The sequence below is a fragment of the Rhizobium sp. WCS2018Hpa-16 genome (assembly GCF_031843705.1).
In the GTDB taxonomy this organism is placed as follows: domain Bacteria; phylum Pseudomonadota; class Alphaproteobacteria; order Rhizobiales; family Rhizobiaceae; genus Agrobacterium; species Agrobacterium tumefaciens_C.
Window position 1 is genome coordinate 996,066 of the sequence record NZ_JAVTIX010000001.1, and the last position, 22,748, is coordinate 1,018,813.

The following is a 22,748-nucleotide window of genomic DNA, read 5'->3' on the forward strand; positions in this document are numbered from 1 at the left end:
ACGAAAAAAACAAATGAAAATCCGTGCAAAAGTGCTTGGCAACTGCCCAAACACTGTCTAAAAATAATGCAAATTTTAGAAATGCATGAAAGTTGACCATTTGGCCATTCCAACGCTGGCAGACCCATTTCAGATCGATGCCGTGACGGTGCGCAACCGTGCGGTACTGGCACCCATGTCTGGCGTAACCGACCTGCCGTTTCGCAAACTTGCCTGGCGTTTCGGCGCGGGTCTGGTGGTGACGGAGATGGTGGCAAGCCGTGAACTCGTCGCCAACAGAGGCGAATCATGGGCGAGGCTGAAAAATGCGGGCATGGTTCCGCATATGGTGCAGCTTGCGGGGCGCGAGGCGCACTGGATGGCGGAAGCGGCGAAGATATCGGCCGATAACGGAGCTGGCATCATCGATATCAATATGGGTTGCCCGGCAAAGAAGGTGACCGGCGGTTATTCCGGTTCTGCATTGATGCGTGAGCCGGACCACGCGCTCAGCCTCATCGAAGCGACGGTAGAGGCTGTCGACGTGCCGGTGACCCTGAAGATGCGGCTGGGCTGGGACGATGATTCCATCAATGCACCAGAGATCGCCGCGCGGGCCGAAGCTGCTGGCGTGAAGCTCATCACCATTCACGGCCGCACACGGATGCAGTTCTATGAAGGCCGCGCCAACTGGGATGCGATCAAGGCCGTTCGTGACGTCATATCCGTGCCGCTGATTGCCAATGGCGACGTGGAAACCTCTGCCGACGCCAGCGAAATTCTGCGCCGTTCGGGCGCGGATGCTGTGATGGTCGGGCGAGGGGCTCAGGGGCAGCCCTGGCTGCCGGCGGCTCTTGCTGGCCATGCGCCGCCAAAGGCTGAAGAAATCGCCGACATCGCCGTCGAACATTACGAATTGATGCTGGAATTTTACGGTATCGAGGCCGGTCTTCGTCATGCGCGCAAACATCTCGGATGGTATCTGGATCGGTTTGCGCCAGACATGAAGACAGATGACAAGGTTTCCATCATGACATCTAAAAACAGCGTGCAGGTGACGGAGCTTCTGCGCTCTGCCCTGCAGCAGGGTGCGGAAATTTCCGCTGCGAGGAAAGCCGCATGAGCGTCGATACCGCACCTCCCGGCGGCGGGGCAAACAACACGCTTGCCATGGCTGTTCTCAACGCCGTGCAGAACCCCGTCATTCTCGTGGATGGCGAAGGCTTCATCGCCTTTGCAAACTGGGAGGCGGAGGCCTTTTTCGGGGCAAGCGCCACGCATCTGGCGCGTTACCGCATTTCCACCTTCATTCCCTTTGGCAGTCCGCTTTTGGCCCTGATTGATCAGGTGCGGGAGCGGCGTGCGCCGGTCAATGAATATCGGGTTGACCTGTCATCGCCGCGTCTTGGGCAGGACAAGGTCGTTGACCTCTATGTGGCACCTGTTGTCAGTGAGCCGGGTTCGGTCGTCGTGGTGTTTCAGGAACGCTCCATGGCCGACAAGATTGATCGCCAGTTGACGCATCGCGCTGCGGCTCGCTCCGTTACTGGCCTGGCATCCATGTTAGCCCATGAAATCAAAAACCCACTCTCCGGCATTCGCGGTGCCGCGCAGTTGCTGGAAACGTCGGTACCTGACGAAGACCGCTCGCTGACGCGGTTGATCTGCGATGAGACGGATCGCATCGTCTCGCTGGTTGATCGGATGGAGATATTCTCCGATGAGCGCCCGGTCGATCGCATGCCGATCAACATTCACTCGGTGCTGGACCACGTGAAGGCTGTGGCGAAGGCCGGCTTTGCCCGCAACGTCAAGATCAGCGAAAACTACGATCCATCCCTGCCGCCCGTTTATGCCAACCGCGACCAATTGGTGCAGGTCTTTCTCAATCTGGTCAAAAATGCTGCCGAGGCGGTTGGCAATCAGCAGGATGGCGAGATCATCCTGACGACGGCCTACCGCCCAGGTATTCGTCTCTCGGTGGCAGGCAGTCGTGAGCGAATTTCACTGCCGCTGGAGTTCTGCGTGCACGACAATGGTCCCGGCGTTCCGGCAGACCTTGTGCCGCATCTTTTTGACCCGTTTATTACCACCAAGACCAACGGTTCCGGTCTGGGCCTTGCGCTCGTTGCAAAACTCATCGGTGCCCATGGCGGCATTGTTGAATGCGACAGCCAGAATCACCGCACCACATTCCGCGTTTTGATGCCCGTTTCCCCCGAAGTGGCGGCTGACGACATTTTGCCGAACCCGACAGGACTAAATCGATGACAGCAACGATTCTCGTGGCCGATGATGATGCGGCCATCCGTACCGTTCTCAATCAGGCTCTCAGCCGTGCCGGGTATGATGTCCGCATTACCTCCAACGCGGCGACGCTGTGGCGCTGGGTGGCAGCGGGCGAGGGCGATTTGGTCGTGACCGATGTGGTGATGCCGGATGAGAACGCATTCGACCTTTTGCCGCGTATCAAAAAGGCTCGGCCAGATTTGCCGGTGCTGGTCATGAGCGCGCAGAACACCTTCATGACGGCCATCAAGGCCTCTGAAAAAGGTGCTTACGACTATCTGCCCAAGCCCTTCGATCTGACCGAACTGATCGCGATCATCGGTCGGGCATTGTCCGAGCCCAAGCGCAAGCCTGCGAAGCTGGATGATGACATGCAGGACGGCATGCCGCTGGTTGGCAGATCCGCTGCAATGCAGGAAATCTACCGCGTGCTTGCGCGCCTGATGCAGACCGACCTGACGCTGATGATCACAGGCGAATCCGGCACGGGTAAGGAACTCGTTGCCCGTGCGCTGCATGATTATGGCAAACGCCGCAACGGCCCGTTCGTCGCCATCAACATGGCCGCTATTCCGCGAGACCTGATCGAATCAGAGCTGTTCGGGCATGAGAAGGGCGCGTTTACTGGCGCGCAGAACCGCTCCACCGGCCGGTTTGAGCAGGCTGAAGGCGGCACGTTGTTTCTGGATGAAATCGGCGACATGCCGATGGATGCCCAGACCCGTCTGCTGCGCGTACTTCAGCAGGGCGAATATACCACGGTTGGGGGACGTACGCCGATCCGCACGGATGTGCGCATCGTTGCCGCAACCAACAAGGATTTGAAAACCTCGATCAATCAGGGCCTGTTCCGAGAGGACCTTTATTATCGCCTCAACGTCGTTCCTCTGCGGTTGCCGCCTCTGCGCGACCGTGCGGAGGACATTCCAGACCTCGTTCGCCATTTCATCCAGACGGGTGAGAAGGAGGGCTTGGAAGGCAAGCGCTTCGAGACGGAAGCTCTGGAGTTGATGAAGGCCTATGCCTGGCCGGGCAATGTGCGTGAATTGGAAAACCTCATCCGCCGCCTGATGGCGCTCTATCCACAGGAAGTTATTACACGCGAAATCATCGATCAGGAACTTCAGTCTGACGTGCCTGATAGCCCGATCGATCGCACGGCTGTCCGAAATGGTTCGCTGACCATCTCTCAGGCCGTTGAAGAAAATATGCGCGATTACTTCTCCGGTTTTGGCGAGAACCTACCGCCGGCAGGCCTTTATGATCGCGTATTACGCGAGATGGAGTATCCGCTGATACTCGCGGCGCTGACCGCCACACGTGGCAACCAGATCAAGGCTGCTGACCTGCTGGGGTTGAACCGAAATACCCTGCGCAAGAAGATTCGTGAGCTGGGCGTATCTGTTTACCGTAGTTCACGAACTGCTTGAACGGTTGACAAGAGTCATCAGTCGTTGCATTTTCGCCACATTGTGTTGCTTGAAAATCACGGGACCGCAGGTGTCGCTTCGCAGCGTCCAGCGGTCTTTTTCAAGAATATGGTGCTGCATTATGCGGCATAGGAAAATGTTCGATGCGCAAACCTGTCCCAGATAAGGTTTCCGACCGTGCGTCGGCAGACGTAGTGATCGCTGACCGAAGAATGTCTTTTGCCTTGCCGGGTCTGGTGCTGGCAGGCGTTGCGCTGGTCTGCGCCACACTGACGCTGTTCGTGCTGCTGGGTCTCACCCCTATCGCACCCACCACCAACGTCGTTATCGCCTCTGTCGTCATCAACTCCCTGCTGGTGCTTGGCTTGATGTATCTGATCGGTCGCGAGATCGGTCGGTTGGTCAAGGCGCGGCGCAGGGGCCGCGCAGCAGCACGCCTCCACGTTCGTATCGTTGGGTTGTTTTCCATCGTTGCGATTACGCCCGCCATCCTCGTTGCGGTGTTCGCCAGTATCACGCTCAATGTCGGTCTGGATCGTTGGTTTGCGCTGCGCACGCAGTCCATCGTGGATTCGTCCAGCAATATTGCTCAAGCCTATATGCTTGAAAATGCCGGCTATCTACAGGGCCAAACCCTGTCCATGGCAACTGATCTCGATCGCAACCGTGCACTTTTCTATCTCGACCGTACCGGTTTTGTTGAACTGATGACGCGCCAGGCCAAGGGCCGCGGCTTCCTGGGAGCTTTTCTGGTTCAGGAAGATGGCGACGCCGTTGTGCAGGCTGACATCAAGACGGAAAGGCCGCTACCTGCCATTCCGCAGGATGCGCTGGAAAAGGCCGCCGCTGGCCAGCCAACCCTCATTCCGCCCGGCGTGACAAATCTCGTCGGTGCCATCATCAAGCTGGAAGGCATTGGCGGCACGTTTCTTTACACCGTTCGCGCCGTGGACCCCAAGGTCATGGCGGCGATGCGGCAGATGGAGGAAAACCGCGCCGAGTACAAGGCGATGGAAGCCGGTCGGGCGCCGCTACAAATCGCCTTTGCTATTCTCTACTTGGGCTTTGCGCTGATTGTTCTCCTCGCCGCCATCTGGACGGCCATCGCCATTGCCGACCGAATCGTTCGGCCTATCCGGCTGCTGATCAGCGCCGCCGACAGTGTGGCGATGGGCAATATGCATGTTCTGGTGCCTGTACGTGCCGTGGATGGCGATGTGGGCCGATTGGCGCGCACCTTCAACAAGATGATTTCGGAGATACGCAGCCAGCAGGATGAAATCATCGAGGCGAAAGACGACATTGACAACCGCCGCCGCTTTATCGAAGCTGTTCTTTCAGGCGTGACGGCGGCTGTTATCGGGGTTGATGAGCATCGCAACATCACCATCGCCAATCCGTCTGCAGAAGAATTTCTGGCCGTGCCATCCGACCGGCTCGTCGGCTCACCTCTCGTCGAGGTTGCGCCTGAGATCGAGCAGGTCGTGACGGAAGCGACCGCTTCTGCGCGAATGGATTTCCGAAAGCAGATCAACATCATCAGGCGCGGCAAGGAACGCACATTGAACGTGCAGGTCACCCGGGAAGACGCACGGGATGGCCACGAATCCTACGTCATCACGCTCGATGACATCACCGATCTGGTCATCGCTCAGCGATCCACCGCCTGGTCCGAGGTCGCGCGCCGCATCGCCCACGAAATCAAGAACCCGCTGACGCCGATCCAGCTATCCGCCGAGCGCATCAAGCGTCGGTTTGGTAAGCAAATCCACGACGAGGGTGACCGCGCTGTGTTTGATCAGTGCACGGATACCATCGTTCGACAGGTTGGCGATATCGGTCGCATGGTAGATGAATTCTCGGCTTTTGCGCGCATGCCGAAGCCGACCAAAGAACTGTCCGATTTGCGCACAATTCTGAAGGACGCGACATTCCTGCGGGAAATGGGTGCGGCCCATGTGAAGTTCGCGACCGAGTTGGGTGAGCGCGAATTGGAAGGCATGTTCGATCAGCGCATGCTCGGTCAGGCCTTTGGAAACCTCATCAAGAACGCAGCCGAAGCCATCGAATCGGTTGAGACGAGTGATACGCCGCGTGAGGGGAAAATCCTTGTGCGTGCGTCCTACGACGAGGATAACAACCGGTTCATAGCCGATGTGATCGACAATGGCCGTGGTTTGCCCGTGGAAAACAGGCACCGCATTCTTGAGCCCTATATGACGATGCGCGACAAGGGCACCGGTCTGGGTCTCGCGATCGTCAAGAAAATTATTGAAGAGCACGGTGGTCATCTTGAGTTGCATGATGCGCCCGCCGATTTCGATCATGGCCATGGAGCCATGATTAGAGTGCTGCTGCCGCGTGTCGACCTGGCAGCCAGCGAGAAAGACAAGGAAATTGCATATGGCGTCTGATATTCTGGTCGTTGACGATGAGGCTGACATTCGCGAGATCGTCGCAGGCATCCTGTCCGACGAAGGTCATGAAACCCGCATGGCGTTCGACAGCGACAGCGCTTTGGCTGCCATTTCTGAGCGTGTGCCTCGGCTGATCTTTCTTGATATCTGGATGCAGGGCAGCAAGCTGGATGGTCTGGCGCTTCTTGACGAAATCAAGAGCCGCCATCCGGACCTTCCCGTCGTGATGATTTCTGGCCATGGCAATATCGAAACCGCCGTCAACGCGATCAAACGCGGGGCTTTCGACTTTATCGAGAAACCCTTCAAGGCAGATCGGCTGATTCTCATTGCTGAGCGTGCTCTGGAAAACTCCAAGCTCAAGCGCGAAGTGTCGGAACTGAAAAAGCGCACCGGCGATGCAGTCGAGCTGATCGGTGCATCGCTTGCGGTTTCGCAGCTGCGCCAGACCATTGATCGCGTTTCGCCCACCAACAGCCGGATCATGATCCTTGGCCCCTCCGGTTCCGGGAAGGAGCTGGTGGCGCGCATGATTCATAAGAAGTCATCGCGGGCAACCGGACCATTTGTGGCGTTGAACGCCGCGACCATCACACCTGACCGGATGGAAATCGCATTGTTTGGCACGGAAGGCCTGCCGGGCCAGCCGCGCAAGGTCGGCGCACTGGAAGAGGCCCATCGCGGCGTTCTCTACCTCGATGAAGTGGGTGAAATGCCGCGCGAAACGCAGAACAAGATTCTGCGCGTGCTTGTCGATCAGCAGTTCGAGCGCGTTGGCGGTGGAAAACGCGTGAAGGTCGATGTTCGCATCATCTCGTCCACGGCGCATAATCTGGAAGGGCTGATTGCCGATGGTCTCTTCCGTGAAGACCTGTACCACCGTCTCGCCGTTGTTCCCGTCAAGGTGCCAGCGCTGTCTGAGCGTCGCGAAGATATTCCGTATCTGGTTGATATGTTTATGCGCCAGATCTCGGAGCAGGCAGGCATCCGTCCACGCAAGATCGGCGATGACGCAATGGCGGTTCTTCAGACGCATGACTGGCCGGGCAATATACGCCAACTGCGCAACAACATCGAACGCCTGATGATTCTCGCACGGCCCGAGGGCAATGACATGCCCATATCGGCCGATATGTTGCCCGCAGATATTGGTGACATGCTGCCGAGAATCGCCGCTCAGGGCGACCAGCACATCATGACTTTGCCCTTGCGCGAAGCCCGCGAAATGTTCGAGCGCGACTATCTTGTGGCGCAGATCAACCGGTTTGGTGGCAATATTTCGCGAACGGCAGAATTTGTTGGCATGGAACGCTCAGCACTGCATCGCAAATTGAAATCGCTCGGCGTATAACGATCCGCAGTTGCGGCAAATTTCCGTCAGAGAGAGCGTATGAAAGTCATCATTTGTGGTGCTGGCCAGGTGGGCTACGGCATTGCCGAGCAATTGTCGCGGGAAGATAACGAGGTTTCCGTTATCGATACCTCATCGGCATTGATTGCGGCGATTACCGAAACGCTCGATGTGCGTGGCTATGTCGGGCATGGCGCTCATCCGGATATGCTGGCCAAGGCGGGGGCCGATCAGGCCGACATGATCATCGCGGTTACGCTCCACGATGAAATCAACATCGTGGCCTGCGAAGTGGCGCACGCTCTGTTTAATGTTCCGACGAAAGTCGCCCGTATCCGTGACCAGAGTTACCTCGCGCCTGAATATGGCGACCTTTTCAGCCGTGAGAACATGTCAATCGACGTGACGATTTCGCCTGAAATCGAGGTTGGCAAGATGGTCCTGCGGCGCATCGCATTTCCGGGCGCTACGGATGTCGTTCGCTTTGCTGACGATAATGTTTTCATGCTGGCGATTGAATGCATGGAAGATTGTCCTGTTATCAACACGCCGCTGCAGCAACTCAGCCACCTCTTTCCCGATCTAATCGCTACCGTGGTCGGCGTTTATAGGGACGGCCATCTCCAGGCCGTCGACTCGGCTGAGCAGCTCCGGGTTGGCGATCTTGCCTATGTCATCTGCCAGCAGCAACACGCACGCCGTACGCTTGGACTTTTTGGTCACGAAGAAAAGGAAGCCAGCCGCATCGTGATCGCTGGCGGAGGCAATATCGGCCAGTATGTTGCGCGCTCCATTGAGCAGCTTCAGCCGAAAACACGGGTTAAGATCATCGAGTCTGACCGGGAGCGCGCTGTTGCAGCCTCTGAAAGACTGAATTCCACAATCGTTCTGAATGGTTCTGTGCTTGACCAGAAGATACTGCACCAGGCCGATATCGCTGATGCGGATCTGATCGTCACGCTGACCAATAACGACCAGACCAACATTCTTGGTGCCGTGATGGCAAAACAGCTTGGCTGCAAGTCCAACCTTGCCTTGTTGAACGGACCATCCTTCCATGATGTGGCCAAGTCGCTCGCGCTGGACGCCTACATCAATCCACGAGCCGTGACGATCTCACGTGTCTTGCAGCATGTTCGAAAAGGCCGAATCCGCTCTGTCTATGCCGTGCAAAGGGGCAATGGCGAAGTCATCGAAGCCGAGGCACTGGATACCTCGCCACTGGTGGGGCAGGCGTTGCGGGACATAGACTTTCCGCAGGGCGTGCGAATCGGCGTGATCTACCGCGACAAGAAAGTTCTGCGTCCGGATGGATCTACGAAAATCAAGGCGAAGGACAGAGTCGTCCTTTTCGCGTCATCAGACGCGGTGCGGGAGGTTGAACAGCTATTCCGTGTATCAATTCAATATTTCTAATATCTTTAGTTTCTAAGGGAAAAAGGACATTCCGAGAAATTGGGGTGAGTTTTTCCACATTGCGGAACAGATCGTGATTTGATACCAGAGTTGCTGATCGGCTGACGGGGGACAAGTTTCAACCGATCCTATTATTGATTGTTTATTTCCCGGTCTCCCATCCGGGCAAGAAAGAAAGAATCGGCGCCATGGCGGAACGTTCTCAAAACCTGCAAGATCTGTTTCTCAATACCGTTCGCAAGCAAAAGATCTCGTTGACCATTTTCTTGATCAACGGCGTCAAACTGACCGGTGTTGTTACATCCTTCGACAATTTCTGCGTCCTTCTTCGTCGTGACGGGCATTCTCAACTTGTCTACAAGCATGCAATCTCGACGATAATGCCGGGGCAACCCATGCAGATGTTCGAATCGGAAGAGGGTGCCGCGTAACGGCAAAGGCGATCTGATCGTCACACACCTCATGAGTTGATGGACAACGGAACCTTAGCCGGGGACCGTTGTTTTCTATGACATGCGCCGGACATTTCCGTTGCGCTACGGCAGACAATGAAAAGGTGCGGGCTCATTTCTACACGCGACACATCCAACGAATCCATCATCCCGGAACTCGAAAAGCACCGGGACGATATGCGTGCTGTGGTGATTATCCCGGTTTTGAAACAGGGACGTCAGCCTAAAGAAGCTTCGGCAACAACTGCCCCTCGCACCATGGAAGCCAAGCTTGAGGAAGCCAAGGGCCTCGCTCTGGCCATTGATCTCCACATTACTCAAGGCCTGATTGTTCCGGTCAATCAGCCGAAGCCTGGAACCTTGTTCGGCAGTGGCAAGATAGAGGAAATCAAGCAGCTTCTGAATGAAACGGACGCAGGTCTCGTTATCATTGACCACCCCTTGACGCCGGTGCAGCAGCGCAATCTTGAAAAAGAATGGAACGCCAAGGTCATCGATCGGACCGGTCTGATCCTGGAGATTTTCGGTCGTCGCGCGTCTACGAAAGAAGGAACGCTGCAGGTTGATCTCGCCCATCTGAATTATCAGAAGGGTCGTCTGGTCAGAAGCTGGACCCACCTTGAACGTCAGCGCGGTGGTGCGGGCTTCATGGGCGGTCCCGGCGAAACTCAGATCGAGGCTGACCGTCGTTTGCTGCAAGACAAGATCGTCAAGCTGGAGCGCGAGCTGGAGCAGGTGGTGCGTACGCGCCAGCTTCACCGCGCCAAGCGTCGTAAGGTGCCTCACCCCATCGTCGCGCTCGTCGGTTATACCAATGCCGGCAAGTCCACGCTGTTCAACCGTATCACCGGTGCAGGCGTGCTGGCTGAAGACATGCTGTTTGCCACGCTGGACCCGACATTGCGCCGCATGAAGTTGCCGCATGGTCGCACGGTTATCATGTCAGACACAGTTGGGTTTATTTCCGACCTGCCCACCCACCTTGTGGCCGCCTTCCGTGCGACACTGGAAGAGGTGCTGGAGGCGGACCTCATTCTGCACATCCGCGATATGTCAGACCCTGACAATGCCGCGCAATCGGGCGACGTGCTGCGTATTCTGAATGATCTGGGCATTGATGATAAGGTCGCTGACGAGCGGATTATCGAAGTCTGGAACAAGGTCGACAGGCTGGAGCCGGAAGCGCACGACGCCATCATGCACAAGGCCGAAGGTCGGAACAATGTTCGCGCCGTGTCGGCCATTACGGGCGAGGGCGTTGATAGCCTCATGGACGAGATTTCTCGTCGCCTGTCCGGCGTTCTCCTGCCAATGACCGCCACGCTGAGCGTCGAGCAGTTGCACCAGCTCTCCTGGGTCTATGACAATGCCATCGTTGATTCTCGTGAGGATAACGAGGACGGTTCAGTGACGCTTGATCTGCGCCTTTCAGACGCCCTGTGGCAAGAGCTTGAAAGACGCACCGGCAAGGGCCAGAAACCTGCCGAGGATGATTGGCAGCGCTGAGGTGCTGGAAAATGGGGGACCTCGCAAACGCGAGTTCCCTTCAATCATCACCTTGATAATGTGCGCTCGATAGCTTTGGCCGATTGCCACAGTTCTTCCATACGTTCCAGCGTCGCGGCCTCCAGCGTTTCTCCGCTTTCCGTCAAAGATGTCTCTATGTGGTGAAAGCGGCGACGGAACTTTGTGTTGGTGCCGCGCAGCGCGTTTTCCGGGTCTGCCTTCACATGTCGACCAATGTTGACGACGGCGAAGATGAGATCGCCCAGTTCATCGACAACCCTTTCCGGCTTCCCTTGAGATAGTGCTTCGCGCAACTCGCGTACTTCCTCCTCGATCTTGTCGAGGATCGGCTCCGGCTCCGACCAATCAAAGCCAACGCGGGCGGCTTGCTCTTGAAGTTTCAAAGCTTCCGTTAGCGCTGGCTGCGTGCGTGCAATGCTGCCCAGAAATCCTGCTTTGAAATCACCGGTAATGCCGCGTGCGAGGCGGCGCTCGGCGCGCTCCTGCTTTTCCTGTTTCTTGATAGCATCCCACTGAATCTTGACGGATTCCTCCGTATCGGCCCCAGAGACCGCGAAAACATGAGGGTGGCGTCGTATCATCTTTGTTGTGACCGCGTGGACAACGTCACCGAAAGAAAACGCGCCAATCTCTTCGGCAATACGAGAATGGAAAATCACCTGCAACAACAGGTCACCAAGTTCTTCGCAGAGGTCGTCCATGTCGTTACGCTCAATCGCGTCAGCAACCTCGTAGGCTTCCTCGACCGTATAGGGCTTGATGGTCTCGAACGTCTGGACGATGTCCCAAGGGCATCCGGTCTGGGGATTGCGTAACGCTTCCATGATCTCGATGAGACGGGAAATATCCTTCGAGGCTTCCATGTGACTGCTTTCTGCGGTTTTCAATTCAAGGGAATGTTGTTGTCATCTTTCGATGACTGATAGTCTGATGAGAGAGCATCGTATGCCGCTTTGATACGGGCTGCCTGATCCTTTAGGCGGGAACGAAGAGGCTCGGCTTCGGACTCGACAAGGTCGGCAATGAAGTATGAATTCCAGAAGGCGTTGCTGCGCCTGTAGCCGCCCGGCTCCAGCCCGAAAACTTCCTTGAGGATTTTCAAGTCATGCGGAATGGCGAAGGCATCGCGGGAATCCTCGTGGCTGAAAAAGGAGTAGAAGTTATCAAAGCCAGCCCAGGTAATGGCAGACATACACATGGTGCACGGTTCATGTGTGGACAGAAAGATGAGGTCTTTCGTGTCAGGCTTTTCTCCCAATTCGTGGAAGCGTTTCAGCGTGTGGACTTCGCCGTGCCACAGCGGGTTCTCCAGCTCATTGTTGGTTTCTGCGACAACCAGCGAAAGATCAGACTTTCTCAGAATCGCAGCACCAAACACCTTGTTGCCAAGCGCGACACCTTTTGAAGTGAGGGGGAGAATGTCGTTCTCGATGACATCGAGCAAGCGGGACGCTATCGTGTGTTCGGTCAAGTTTATGATCCTGTTCGATTGATGCCTAACGATTGGACGCTTTGGCCCGAATCTGCTGAAAAAAGATACGGATGGGCGCGTGAAATGTGTGGGATTACAACAGCGTGACACATTCGTTGCGTCGGTTTGTTTTCCTCCAAATCAACGCTTGCCCAGAAATAATAATCTACTGCACTATGGCAAGGGAATTTCTGTACCTTCAATCCTGACGCCGGATCGGACATATTATGAGCATGCTTAAGACCGCTTCAGATAGGGCTGACCACCGGCTTACGACTTTTCCCGCTTTTTTCAAGGTGGACAAGCGTCCTGTCGCGGTTTTTGGAAATGGCGATGAGGCCTATGCCAAGGTGCGCCTGCTGCTGAATACCAGCGCTGATATCCGCGCTTTTGCCGATGCGCCGCAGGATGACTACGCGGCACTGCTGAGCCAAGGCAAGGTGTCACACCACCCGCTTCCATTCTCGCCAGAGCTTGTGGACGGCATGGTGCTGGTTTTCGCGGCAACGGGCGAAGAAGCCCTGGACCGTGAGATTGTGGATGCCGCGCGCGCAAAATCGATCCCCGCCAATGCTGTCGATCAGCCCGGCTATTGTGATTTCTATACGCCAGGTCTCGTTTCTCGCGCTCCTCTTGCCGTGGCAATCTGTACCGAAGGGGCAGGGCCTGTTCTGGGCCAGATGGTCCGTGCGCGGATCGACCAGATGCTTGCACCATCGCTCGGGCATTTGCTGCGTCTGGCTATCGAGTATCGGGATGCGGCGGAACAGAACATCAAGAAGGGCGCACTGCGTCGCAACTTCTGGCGCCGCTTCTTTACTGGCAGTGTTGCCGACTCCGTGGCTTTGAATGATGTGGACGCAGCCAATAAGGCCGCACACCAGCTTCTTGCCAATCCAGAACGGCCGGAGGGCTATGTCTGGCTGGTAGGTGCCGGTCCAGGTGCCGAAGATCTGCTGACATTGCGCGCACAGCGCGTTCTGATGCAGGCCGATGTTATTGTTTACGATGCTCTGGTGCCGCAGGAAATCGTCGATATGGGCCGCCGGGATGCCGAGCGTCTGTCGGTTGGCAAGCGCAAAGGCTGTCACTCCAAGTCTCAGTCCGACATCAACAAGCTGCTCGTTTCGCTTGGCGAAGAGGGCAAGCGGGTCGTGCGTTTGAAGTCTGGAGATCCGCTGGTTTACGGTCGTGCGGGCGAAGAGATGGCTGCACTCCGGGAAGCCGGTATCGGCTACGAAATTGTGCCGGGCATCACTTCTGCATTTGCGGCCGCTGCTGACTTTGAGCTGCCGCTCACGCTGCGCGGCATTGCATCATCGCTGATTTTCACGACAGGCCACGATCTGGCCGGGGATATTCTGCCGGATTGGGCACGTTTAGCCGTATCAGGCGCGACCATCGCCGTTTACATGGGCCGCACAGTAGCGGCATCCGTGGCAACGCGCTTGATGAGCGCCGGTCTTAATGCCGATACAACGGTCGCAGTCATTGAAAATGCCAGCAGGCCTTATCGTCGGCTGATGCATGGTACCTTGAAGGATCTTCCGCAATTGGAACACCGCGATGAGCTGAGTGGTCCGGTCATGGTTATCATTGGTGATGCCGTTGCGGGCGCGAATTTCGAACGGTCCGAAGCGCTTGGATTTACCGAAGCGCCTTCAGACATGAAGCAGGAGTATGCAAATGGTTGACAAGGTTCTGACGGCCAACCGTCTCGATGACGGCATTGCGGTCTGGCTCAACGCAAACGGTGAGTGGACCGAAGATCTGCAGTCCGCACTTATTGCCCGCCACGCGGAAGCAGAAGCTTCGCTTGAGCAGATCGGCAAGCGCGATTTTTCGGCCAACAAGGTTGTGGATGTCAACATTGTCGACGTGACCGAAGAGAACGGCCAGCTTTGGCCAACGCGCCTGCGTGAACGCATTCGCGCAGCAGGCCCAACCATTCATTACGCCACCGGCTTCAAGGCAGCCGACGCGGCATTCATCGCAGTCTGAGGAATACCATGTACCGTTACGACGAGTTCGACCATGCTTTTGTCCAGGGCCGCGTAGACCAGTTCCGCGACCAGGTAGAACGACGCCTTTCCGGCGAACTGGCCGAAGATGCCTTCAAGCCGTTGCGACTGATGAACGGCGTCTACCTCCAGCTTCATGCCTACATGCTGCGCGTCGCCATTCCCTATGGAACGCTCAACGCGAAGCAGATGCGGATGCTGGCGCATATTGCGCGGAAATATGACCGCGGTTACGGCCACTTCACCACGCGTCAGAACATCCAGTACAACTGGCCCCGCCTTGCCGATACGCCGGATATTCTGGCTGAGCTCTCAAGCGTTGAAATGCACGCCCTTCAGACATCGGGGAACTGTATTCGTAACGTGACGGCTGACCATTTTGCCGGTGCTGCTGCCGACGAGGTTGCCGATCCACGCCCATACGCTGAAATCCTGCGTCAATGGTCATCCGTCCACCCGGAGTTTTCGTTCCTGCCACGCAAGTTCAAGATTGCGGTGACCGGAGCAGAGCGCGACCGTGCTGCCATTCAGGTGCACGACATTGGCCTGCATCTGAAAAAGAATGATGATGGCAAAATCGGCTTTGCAGTCTATGTTGGCGGCGGGCAGGGCAGAACACCGATGATCGCCAAGAAGATCAACGACTTCCTGCCCGAAGAAGATCTGCTGTCCTACACGACCGCAATCATGCGCGTTTACAATCTGCATGGCCGCCGCGACAACAAGTACAAGGCGCGCATCAAGATTTTGGTGCATGAGACAGGTGTCGAAGAGCTTTCGCGTCAGGTGGAAGCAGAGTTCGCACAGCTGAAAAACAGCGAGTTGAAGCTGCCGGATGCGGATATCGCCGCCATCACATCCTATTTCGCTCTGCCGGATTTGAAGGCACGTCCCGAAGGCTGGGAAAGCCTCGCACGCTGGAAGAAAGCCGATCCGGATTTCGCCCGCTGGGTGGACCAGAACGTCCAGCCGCACAAGAACCCAGACTACGGCATGGTTACCGTATCGCTGAAGCCAATCGGTGGCATTCCGGGCGACGCGACGGATGAGCAGATGGAGCTTGTTGCTGATATTGCGGAAGAATACGCGCTGGATGAAATCCGTATCAGCCACGAGCAGAATATCATCCTGCCGCATGTGGCGCTGGCTGATCTTGAGCCGGTCTATCGGGCGCTTGCGGGTGCGGGTCTGGGCACCGCCAATGCCGGGTTGATTACCGATATCATTGCCTGTCCCGGCTTGGATTATTGCGCGCTGGCCAATGCGCGCTCTATTCCAGTGTCTCAGGAAATCTCCAACCGTTTCGGCGCACCAGAGCGTCAGGCCGAAATTGGTGAGTTGAAAATCAAGATTTCCGGCTGCATCAATGCCTGCGGCCACCACCATGTCGGCCATATCGGCCTTTTGGGGGTGGAGAAGAAGGGTGCAGAGCTTTACCAGATCACGCTTGGTGGGTCAGGCGACGAGAACTCGTCCATTGGTGAAATCATCGGGCGTGGTTTTGAGCCGGAGAAGGTGACTGACGCGGTGGAAACCGTTGTCGATACCTATCTTGGTCTGCGCCTGTCCAAGGAGGAGACTTTCCTTCAGGCCTATCGCCGCGTCGGAGCGCAGCCTTTCAAGGAAGCACTCTATCCGACCGCATCTGCAGCCGCATAAGGAACCGTATCATGACAAAGATTTGGAACGAGAGCGGTTTCGTGGATAACGACCCTTGGGTCATCGAAACGGAGGAAGTGAAGGCTGAGGGTGACCAGCATGCGGTGCTCGGTTTCGATGCCTTCATTGCACGCGCAGAGGAAAGCAATGATGTCGGTCTTGGCGTGCTGATTGGCCCCGCCGATGACGTGGAAAAGCTGCGTCCCTTCATTGACCGCATCGGGCTTGTAGCGGTGAGCTTTCCTGCATTCAACGATGGCCGAGGCTTCAGCCACGCTTCGCTGTTGCGTTCGAGATTGGGTTATGACGGTGAGCTTAGAGCCGTGGGCGATGTCTTGATTGACCAGGTTCCGCTCATGCTGCGCACCGGCTTTACCAGCTTTGCTGTGACGAACGAGACGGCCATTCGTCGCCTCTCCGAAAACCGCCTGCCAGCCATCGACGTTTATTACCAGCCGACGGCCAAGCAATCCGAAGGTGGCGAGGCGTATAGCTGGCGCAGCCGCAAGGCGGTCTGAGCCATTGCCAAGCGCGGGGCTTTGATCAATATTTCTACGCGCATCGCTGCAATGAACAAACCTGTACCTTCAATAGTCGGTTCAGATGGTATATTGCCCCACACGAAAGTGTCGCTCACAATTTGAAAATGGATCGATAGAGAATGAACGCTCCAGCCAAGACGGAAGAATTTGCTGCGAAAATCCCTGACGGTGTGTATGCCGAGACGGTTCTGTCGGTCGAACATTATACCGACCACCTGTTCCGCTTCCGCATGACCCGCCCGGCAGGCTTTCGTTTCCGCTCTGGCGAATTTGCCATGATTGGCCTGATGGTTGGTGAAAAGCCCATCTACCGCGCCTATTCGATTGCCAGCCCCGCATGGGACGAGGAACTGGAGTTCTTCTCGATCAAAGTTCCCGATGGTCCGCTGACATCCCATCTTAAGCAGATCAAGCCGGGCGACACAGTGCTGATGCGCAAGAAGCCGACAGGTACGCTGGTTCTGGATGCGCTGACACCGGGCAAGCGTCTCTACATGTTCTCGACGGGCACGGGCATTGCGCCATTTGCAAGCCTCATCCGCGACCCTGAAACCTACGAAAAGTTCGAGGAAGTCATTCTCACGCACACCTGCCGCGATGTTGCCGAATTGCAGTATGGCTTCGACCTTGTTGAAGAAATCAAGAACCACGAATTCCTAAGCGAAATCGTGGGCGACAAGCTGAAGCACTACGCCACAGTCACTCGTGAAGACTATGCGTTCACGGGTCGCATTACTGACCTGATCGAAAACGGCAAGATGTTTACGGACCTTGGCGTGCCGCCGCTGGACCCCGCGATTGACCGCGGGATGATCTGCGGTTCTGCCGCCATGCTGAAAGACACCAAGGCGCTGCTTGAAAAAGCTGGGCTGACCGAAGGTGCCAACAACAAGCCTGCAGAATTCGTTATCGAGCGCGCCTTCGTAGGCTGATCGGGCACAGATACTGAAATTGAAAAGGAGGCCACGGCCTCCTTTTTTGTTTCAAGCCGTCAATTTCTGACCGTCGCCTTTTTGGGCAGGCGCGATGTCATGCCGGTAGACGAGAAAGAGCGCAATCGCGATGGCGGCTATTCCGGCACCCACAAGGTGAGAGAGGGCGTAGCCGCCTTGCGTGGTCAGCCAGCCAGCGACCCCGTTGCTTAGCGACGCGCCTATGCCTTGCACCGTCATCACGCTGGCGAGGCCCACATTGAACCGTCCAGTACCCTTCAATATGCGCTCCACCGCGATGGGCGTTGCGATACCCAAAAGGCCCGCGCCGATGCCGTCCAGAAGCTGAACGGGATAGATCACCCAGAAATCACTAAACGATGCAGCCAGCAAGCCACGCACGGGCAGGGCGGCAAGCGCGATCACAAACACGATGGAAAGCCCGAAACGTCTGATGAGCCAAGGCGTAATTGCGGCCACGAATATCATCGCCAATTGGGCGACGCCGGTGATGATGGCGGTGGTGCGGAATGGTGTGTTGAGCTCGATGGCGAAGTTTTGCGCGATCAGACGTCCCATCGGTGCATTGCCGAAATGGAAAATGAGGAGAATGATCGACAGGAAAATCAGGCCGCGTTCCTTGAACAGGACTTTGACACCTGATGGCCCCGGCTTGCCCTTATCCTCTCCCAACCCACGGGCCACCTTGTGGTCGATCTTTTTTGGGTCGATGGCCGAGATGGCGATGAGGGTTCCAAGGGCCGTTACGATCATTAGACCAATGACGCCGGAGATGCCGAAAGCTGTAACGGCAAAATAGGTTGCGAACAGCGAGATGAAGTTTCCGCCGTGGTTCCAGAACTCGTTTCTGGAAATCTGCCTTGAGAACAGCTTTTCTCCGACCAAACCCAATGTCAGGCCAGCGAGCGCGGGACCGACAACCGCGCCGACGACAGCTGTCATGATCTGCCCCGTCCAGACCACGGCTTCATTGGTAAAGAGCAGTGTGATCAGTGCACCAATGGTGACGAGAACGACAGGTATCGCGATCAGCGTTCTTTTCCAGGTGGAGCCGTCAACCAACGCGCCGCACAATGGTGTCGCCGCAAGACCAATTAGGCCGCCAACAGTCGCGATCACGCCAAGCTGCATTGCCGACCAGCCATTTGTTGCCAGAAAGGCGTCCAGAAATGGCCCGAGCCCGTCACGTGCATCTGCGAGAAAGAAATTGAGGGCTGCGAGTGCGAAAATCGAGCGATCAGACAAGCCGGTATTGGGCGTTCCGCCAGCGGTAACGCCGCGTTCGGTCGAAAGCAATGACATTGGGGGAACTCCAGATGGATGGGGAAGCTGGCGTGAAACGCGCGACATCAATTTAGGTTGCTGCCGCTCCATTACGATATGATGACGGAACAATAGGATTTGCGGAGCGTTCGGTCTCCACACACAGAAGGATGATGCGCATGATCCGCAGGCTGATTTCCACTATAGCACTTTCGACCGCTCTCTTGGCACCACCCGCCATGGCCCAAGAGGCCCAGTTTCTGTCCACGCTGAAAGGAAGCTGGAAGGGTACGGGCACTGTCACAACCAAGATCGGCTCCCGACCGATCAACGTGAACTGCACATTCGATTCGACAACATCGGGGCCGTCCCTGCAAATGAACGGCACATGTCGCGGTCTAGTCGTCGTGAGGCGCGCAATTTCGGCAGATCTTCGTGCCAGCGGCACTCGATATGGCGGCAACTATGTCGGCCCATCCGGCATCCCATCAGCACTTTCCGGTAGCCGCAGCGGCAATTCCATCAATCTCTCGATCACATGGAAACGTGTTATCAATGGTGACAAGGTCGCGGGCATGACCATCACCAAGGTGGGCAATAATGGCCTGCGCCTGCGCACCACTGACAAAGATGGAGCCAATGGGCCAACCGTTGTGACTGCCGATATCAGGCTGACGCGATAGCGACATGTGCATATAACAAAGAAAAGGCCCGGAGCGATCCGAGCCTTTTATCGTTTGAGCCTTACTCAGCCGCCTCGGCGTATTCGCTCATGGGCGGGCATGTGCAGACGAGGTTTCGGTCGCCATAGACGTTATCGACGCGATTGACCGGCGACCAGTATTTGTCCACACGGAACGCGCCCGGCGGGTAGCAGGCCTGCTCGCGGGAATATGGGCGATCCCAGTTTCCAACGAGATCTTCCACCGTATGAGGTGCGTTCTTGAGCGGGTTGTTGGTCTTGTCCGAGCGACCTTCCTCGATATCCCGGGCTTCCTGACGGATGGCCAGCATCGCGTCGCAGAAACGGTCGAGTTCAGCCTTGGGTTCGGACTCGGTCGGCTCGATCATCAGCGTGCCAGCAACCGGCCAGCTCATGGTCGGTGCGTGGAAGCCGCAATCGATGAGACGCTTGGCAACATCGTCAACAGTCACACCGCAGCTATTGGCGAGCGGACGGGTGTCGATGATGCACTCATGCGCAACGCGACCGGCTTCTGACTTGTAGAGCACGTCGTAAGCGCCCTTCAGCCGTGCCGCGATATAGTTTGCATTGAGGATCGCGACCTTCGTTGCCTGCGTCAAACCTTCACCACCCATCATGAGGCAGTAGCTCCAGGAAATCGGCAGGATGGAAGGCGAGCCGAAAGGAGCAGCCGAAACGGCACCTGAGCGTCCATCGCTTGCGGGATGGCCGGGCAGGTGAGGTGCCAGATGCGCCTTGACGCCAATAGGACCCATGCCAGGACCGCCGCCACCATGTGGAATGCAGAAGGTCTTGTGGAGGTTGAGGTGCGATACGTCAGAACCAATATCGCCCGGGCGGGAAAGGCCGACCATGGCGTTCATGTTTGCACCATCCAGATAGACCTGGCCGCCATGGGTGTGGGTGATATCGCAGATCTCGCGAACAGTCTCTTCAAACACGCCGTGGGTCGATGGGTATGTAATCATGCAGCACGAGAGGTTTTCCGCATACTGCGCTGCTTTTGAACGGAAATCATCGATATCGATGTCACCGTTTTCACGCACCTTGACCGGTACGACACGCATGCCGACCATCTGCGCGGAGGCAGGATTGGTGCCGTGGGCAGAGGTTGGGATAAGGCACACATCGCGGTGGGCATCGCCGTTTGCGAGGTGGTAGTTGCGGATGGTCAGAAGGCCCGCATATTCACCCTGCGCGCCTGAGTTGGGCTGCATGGAGAAAGCATCGTAACCCGTCACCTGGCAAAGCTTGGCGGAGAGATCATCGATCATCTCTCTATAGCCAAGAGCCTGATCGGATGGCACGAAGGGGTGGATATCCGAAAACTCCGGCCATGTGATCGGAAGCATTTCGGCTGTCGCGTTCAGCTTCATCGTGCAGGAGCCGAGCGGTATCATGGAACGGTCGAGCGCCAGATCCCGGTCCGAAAGGCGACGGATGTAACGGGTCATTTCGCTTTCGGCGCGGTTCATGTGGAAGATCGGATGCGTCATGTACTGGCTGGTACGCAGCAGATCCTTCGGCAGACGATAATCTGGCTCGAAATCCGAGATGGAGAAGTTGCCACCGAATGCACGCCAAACGGCTTCCAGCGTGGCAGGGCGCGTACGCTCGTCCAGGCTCACGCCGATCTTTGTCGAGCCGACCTTGCGCAGGTTCACGCCTTCAGCAACCGCTGCCCGCAGGATAAGGGCCTGCATGTGGCCGACATCGACCGTGATGGTGTCGAAGAAGGTTTCTGGCTCAATGGTGTAGCCAAGCTTTTCCAGACCTTTGGCCATAAGAACGGCCTTCTGGTGGGTCTGCTGGGCAATGGCCTTCAAGCCTTGCGGGCCATGGAAGACGCCATACATGGACGCCATGACGGCAAGCAGCACCTGCGCAGTGCAGATGTTGGACGTCGCCTTCTCGCGGCGGATATGCTGTTCGCGGGTCTGCAGCGAGAGGCGGTAGGCGCGGTTGCCACGAGCGTCGACGGATACGCCGACGAGGCGACCCGGCATGGAGCGCTTATGTGTGTCCTTCACCGCCATATAGGCGGCGTGCGGGCCGCCGTAACCAACAGGCACGCCGAAGCGTTGCGAGGTGCCGATTGCAATGTCTGCACCCATCTCTCCAGGAGATTTAAGCAATGTCAGCGCCAGAAGGTCAGCAGCAACCGTTGCGATGGCGCCCGTCTGATGCAGGCGGGAAATCAGCCCGGAGAAATCGCTGACATGGCCATGCGTGCCGGGATACTGGAAGATGGCGCCAAAGACGTCGACCGGATCGAGATCAGTGAAGGGATTGCCAACGATGACGTTCCAGCCGAGCGGGGCGGCGCGGGTTTCGATCAGTGCAATGGTCTGCGGGTGGCAGTTTGCGTCCACGAAGAAGGACGTAGCCTTTGACTTCGCCACGCGCTGGCACATGGCCATGGCTTCGGCAGCCGCAGTCGCCTCATCCAAAAGCGACGCATTTGCGACATCAAGGCCGGTCAGATCGGAAATCATCGTCTGGAAATTCAGCAGGGCTTCAAGGCGGCCTTGAGAAATTTCGGGCTGGTAAGGCGTATAGGCCGTGTACCAGGCAGGATTTTCCAGAATATTGCGCTGGATGACGGGCGGCGTGATGGTGCCATAGTAGCCCTGACCAATCAGCGAGGTCAGAACCTTGTTCTTGTTGGCGGTTTCGCGCAACCTGTCCAGTGCTTCACGCTCCGTCAGGGCAGGACCCCAGGCGAGTGCGGCCTCTTGGCGGATGGATGAAGGCACTGTTGCGTCTATTAGGGCGTCAAGGCTGTTATAGCCGATGACCTTGAGCATATCCGCCATTTCCGACGGCGACGGGCCTATATGACGCCGATTGGCAAAGTCATAGGGCTGGTAGTCGGTAAAATGGAATTCTGTCGGGGTCGTCATCAGGCAATAAGCTCCTTATAGGCAGCTTCATCCAGCAACGCATCAACATCAGACGTGTTGGAAAGCTTGAGTTTGAAGAACCAGCCAGCGCCCTGTGGGTCAGAGTTGACGAGCGACGGGTCATCAACTATGGCCTGATTGATCTCGGTGATCTCACCATCCAGCGGACAATAAACGTCGGATGCTGCTTTCACGCTTTCAACGGTTGCGGCATCGCCATCCTTCGAGAAGGTTGCGCCCACTTCCGGCAGTTCAACAAACACCAGATCGCCCAGCTGTTCTGCAGCGTGGGTGGTGATGCCAACAGTGGCGACATCGCCTTCGATCTTCAGCCACTCGTGCTCTTGAGTAAATTTCAGCATTGGTTTC

Annotated in this window: 19 protein-coding genes; 14 read left to right on the forward strand and 5 right to left on the reverse strand. The window is 56.7% G+C overall.

The window, feature by feature from the left end; genetic code table 11:
- Positions 1-85 precede the first annotated feature (85 nt).
- The 8 genes from dusB (at position 86) to hflX (ending at position 10,840) form a co-directional block, all read left to right on the forward strand.
- On the forward strand, positions 86-1,102 hold the full coding sequence (dusB, locus tag RQI55_RS05035; RefSeq protein WP_243255956.1) for a tRNA dihydrouridine synthase DusB: 1,017 nt from the start codon (positions 86-88) through the stop codon (positions 1,100-1,102).
- A complete protein-coding gene (locus tag RQI55_RS05040; protein ID WP_243255957.1) occupies positions 1,099-2,250 on the forward strand; it encodes a nitrogen regulation protein NR(II) in 1,152 nt (383 codons plus the stop codon). The genes dusB and RQI55_RS05040 overlap by 4 nt, the downstream gene beginning before the upstream one ends.
- Positions 2,247-3,698, forward strand: coding sequence for a nitrogen regulation protein NR(I) (ntrC, locus tag RQI55_RS05045; protein WP_042619438.1), 1,452 nt, complete (start codon positions 2,247-2,249; stop codon positions 3,696-3,698). Before RQI55_RS05040 ends, ntrC begins: the two co-directional genes overlap by 4 nt.
- A 143-nt stretch (positions 3,699-3,841) precedes the next feature.
- On the forward strand, positions 3,842-6,112 hold the full coding sequence (locus RQI55_RS05050; protein WP_243255958.1) for a PAS domain-containing sensor histidine kinase: 2,271 nt from the start codon (positions 3,842-3,844) through the stop codon (positions 6,110-6,112).
- Positions 6,102-7,466 (forward strand): sigma-54 dependent transcriptional regulator, encoded by a 1,365-nt coding sequence (locus tag RQI55_RS05055; protein ID WP_042619440.1) that lies wholly within the window; start codon positions 6,102-6,104, stop codon positions 7,464-7,466. The genes RQI55_RS05050 and RQI55_RS05055 overlap by 11 nt, the downstream gene beginning before the upstream one ends.
- Before the next feature lie 39 nt (positions 7,467-7,505).
- Positions 7,506-8,882 (forward strand): Trk system potassium transporter TrkA, encoded by a 1,377-nt coding sequence (gene trkA, locus RQI55_RS05060; RefSeq protein ID WP_243255959.1) that lies wholly within the window; start codon positions 7,506-7,508, stop codon positions 8,880-8,882.
- Between the two features lie 188 nt (positions 8,883-9,070).
- Complete coding sequence (gene hfq / locus RQI55_RS05065) at positions 9,071-9,313, forward strand: RNA chaperone Hfq (RefSeq protein ID WP_003496145.1); 243 nt, start codon at positions 9,071-9,073, stop codon at positions 9,311-9,313.
- Positions 9,314-9,511: 198 nt separating this feature from the next.
- Positions 9,512-10,840 (forward strand): GTPase HflX, encoded by a 1,329-nt coding sequence (gene hflX / locus RQI55_RS05070; protein ID WP_042619743.1) that lies wholly within the window; start codon positions 9,512-9,514, stop codon positions 10,838-10,840.
- Positions 10,841-10,887: 47 nt separating this feature from the next.
- Here hflX and mazG read toward each other — a convergent pair whose 3' ends face one another.
- Positions 10,888-11,724, reverse strand: a complete 837-nt coding sequence (gene mazG / locus RQI55_RS05075; protein WP_243255960.1) for a nucleoside triphosphate pyrophosphohydrolase — start codon at positions 11,722-11,724, stop codon at positions 10,888-10,890.
- Between the two features lie 20 nt (positions 11,725-11,744).
- Positions 11,745-12,332, reverse strand: a complete 588-nt coding sequence (locus RQI55_RS05080; RefSeq protein ID WP_243255961.1) for a deaminase — start codon at positions 12,330-12,332, stop codon at positions 11,745-11,747.
- A 233-nt stretch (positions 12,333-12,565) separates the two neighbouring features.
- Here RQI55_RS05080 and cysG point away from each other — a divergent pair, with 233 nt between their 5' ends.
- The 5 genes from cysG to RQI55_RS05105 all read left to right on the forward strand — a co-directional run bounded on the left by cysG (position 12,566) and on the right by RQI55_RS05105 (position 17,486).
- A complete protein-coding gene (gene cysG / locus RQI55_RS05085) occupies positions 12,566-14,026 on the forward strand; it encodes a siroheme synthase CysG (RefSeq protein WP_243256958.1) in 1,461 nt (486 codons plus the stop codon).
- Positions 14,019-14,333 (forward strand): DUF2849 domain-containing protein, encoded by a 315-nt coding sequence (locus RQI55_RS05090; protein WP_243255962.1) that lies wholly within the window; start codon positions 14,019-14,021, stop codon positions 14,331-14,333. The genes cysG and RQI55_RS05090 overlap by 8 nt, the downstream gene beginning before the upstream one ends.
- Before the next feature lie 8 nt (positions 14,334-14,341).
- Positions 14,342-16,012: a nitrite/sulfite reductase gene (locus RQI55_RS05095; RefSeq protein ID WP_311272092.1), complete on the forward strand. Its 1,671-nt coding sequence runs from the start codon at positions 14,342-14,344 to the stop codon at positions 16,010-16,012.
- A gap of 11 nt (positions 16,013-16,023) precedes the next feature.
- The gene (locus RQI55_RS05100; RefSeq protein ID WP_243255965.1) at positions 16,024-16,530 is read left to right on the forward strand and encodes a DUF934 domain-containing protein; all 507 of its coding nucleotides are present in this window, start codon (positions 16,024-16,026) and stop codon (positions 16,528-16,530) included.
- Positions 16,531-16,673: 143 nt separating this feature from the next.
- Positions 16,674-17,486: a ferredoxin--NADP reductase gene (locus RQI55_RS05105; protein ID WP_311272091.1), complete on the forward strand. Its 813-nt coding sequence runs from the start codon at positions 16,674-16,676 to the stop codon at positions 17,484-17,486.
- A 51-nt stretch (positions 17,487-17,537) separates the two neighbouring features.
- Here RQI55_RS05105 and RQI55_RS05110 read toward each other — a convergent pair whose 3' ends face one another.
- A complete protein-coding gene (locus RQI55_RS05110; protein WP_243255967.1) occupies positions 17,538-18,809 on the reverse strand; it encodes an MFS transporter in 1,272 nt (423 codons plus the stop codon).
- A gap of 134 nt (positions 18,810-18,943) precedes the next feature.
- Here RQI55_RS05110 and RQI55_RS05115 point away from each other — a divergent pair, with 134 nt between their 5' ends.
- A complete protein-coding gene (locus tag RQI55_RS05115; protein ID WP_409233683.1) occupies positions 18,944-19,453 on the forward strand; it encodes a hypothetical protein in 510 nt (169 codons plus the stop codon).
- A 61-nt stretch (positions 19,454-19,514) separates the two neighbouring features.
- On the opposite strand, the gene gcvP is transcribed toward RQI55_RS05115, so the two are convergent.
- Both gcvP and gcvH read right to left on the reverse strand, forming a co-directional pair.
- Positions 19,515-22,379 carry an aminomethyl-transferring glycine dehydrogenase gene (gene gcvP / locus RQI55_RS05120; RefSeq protein WP_311272090.1) on the reverse strand — a complete coding sequence of 955 codons (2,865 nt, stop codon included), beginning with the start codon at positions 22,377-22,379 and terminating at the stop codon, positions 19,515-19,517.
- Positions 22,379-22,741 carry a glycine cleavage system protein GcvH gene (gene gcvH / locus RQI55_RS05125; RefSeq protein WP_243255972.1) on the reverse strand — a complete coding sequence of 121 codons (363 nt, stop codon included), beginning with the start codon at positions 22,739-22,741 and terminating at the stop codon, positions 22,379-22,381. Before gcvH ends, gcvP begins: the two co-directional genes overlap by 1 nt.
- Between the last annotated feature and the right edge of the window lie 7 nt (positions 22,742-22,748).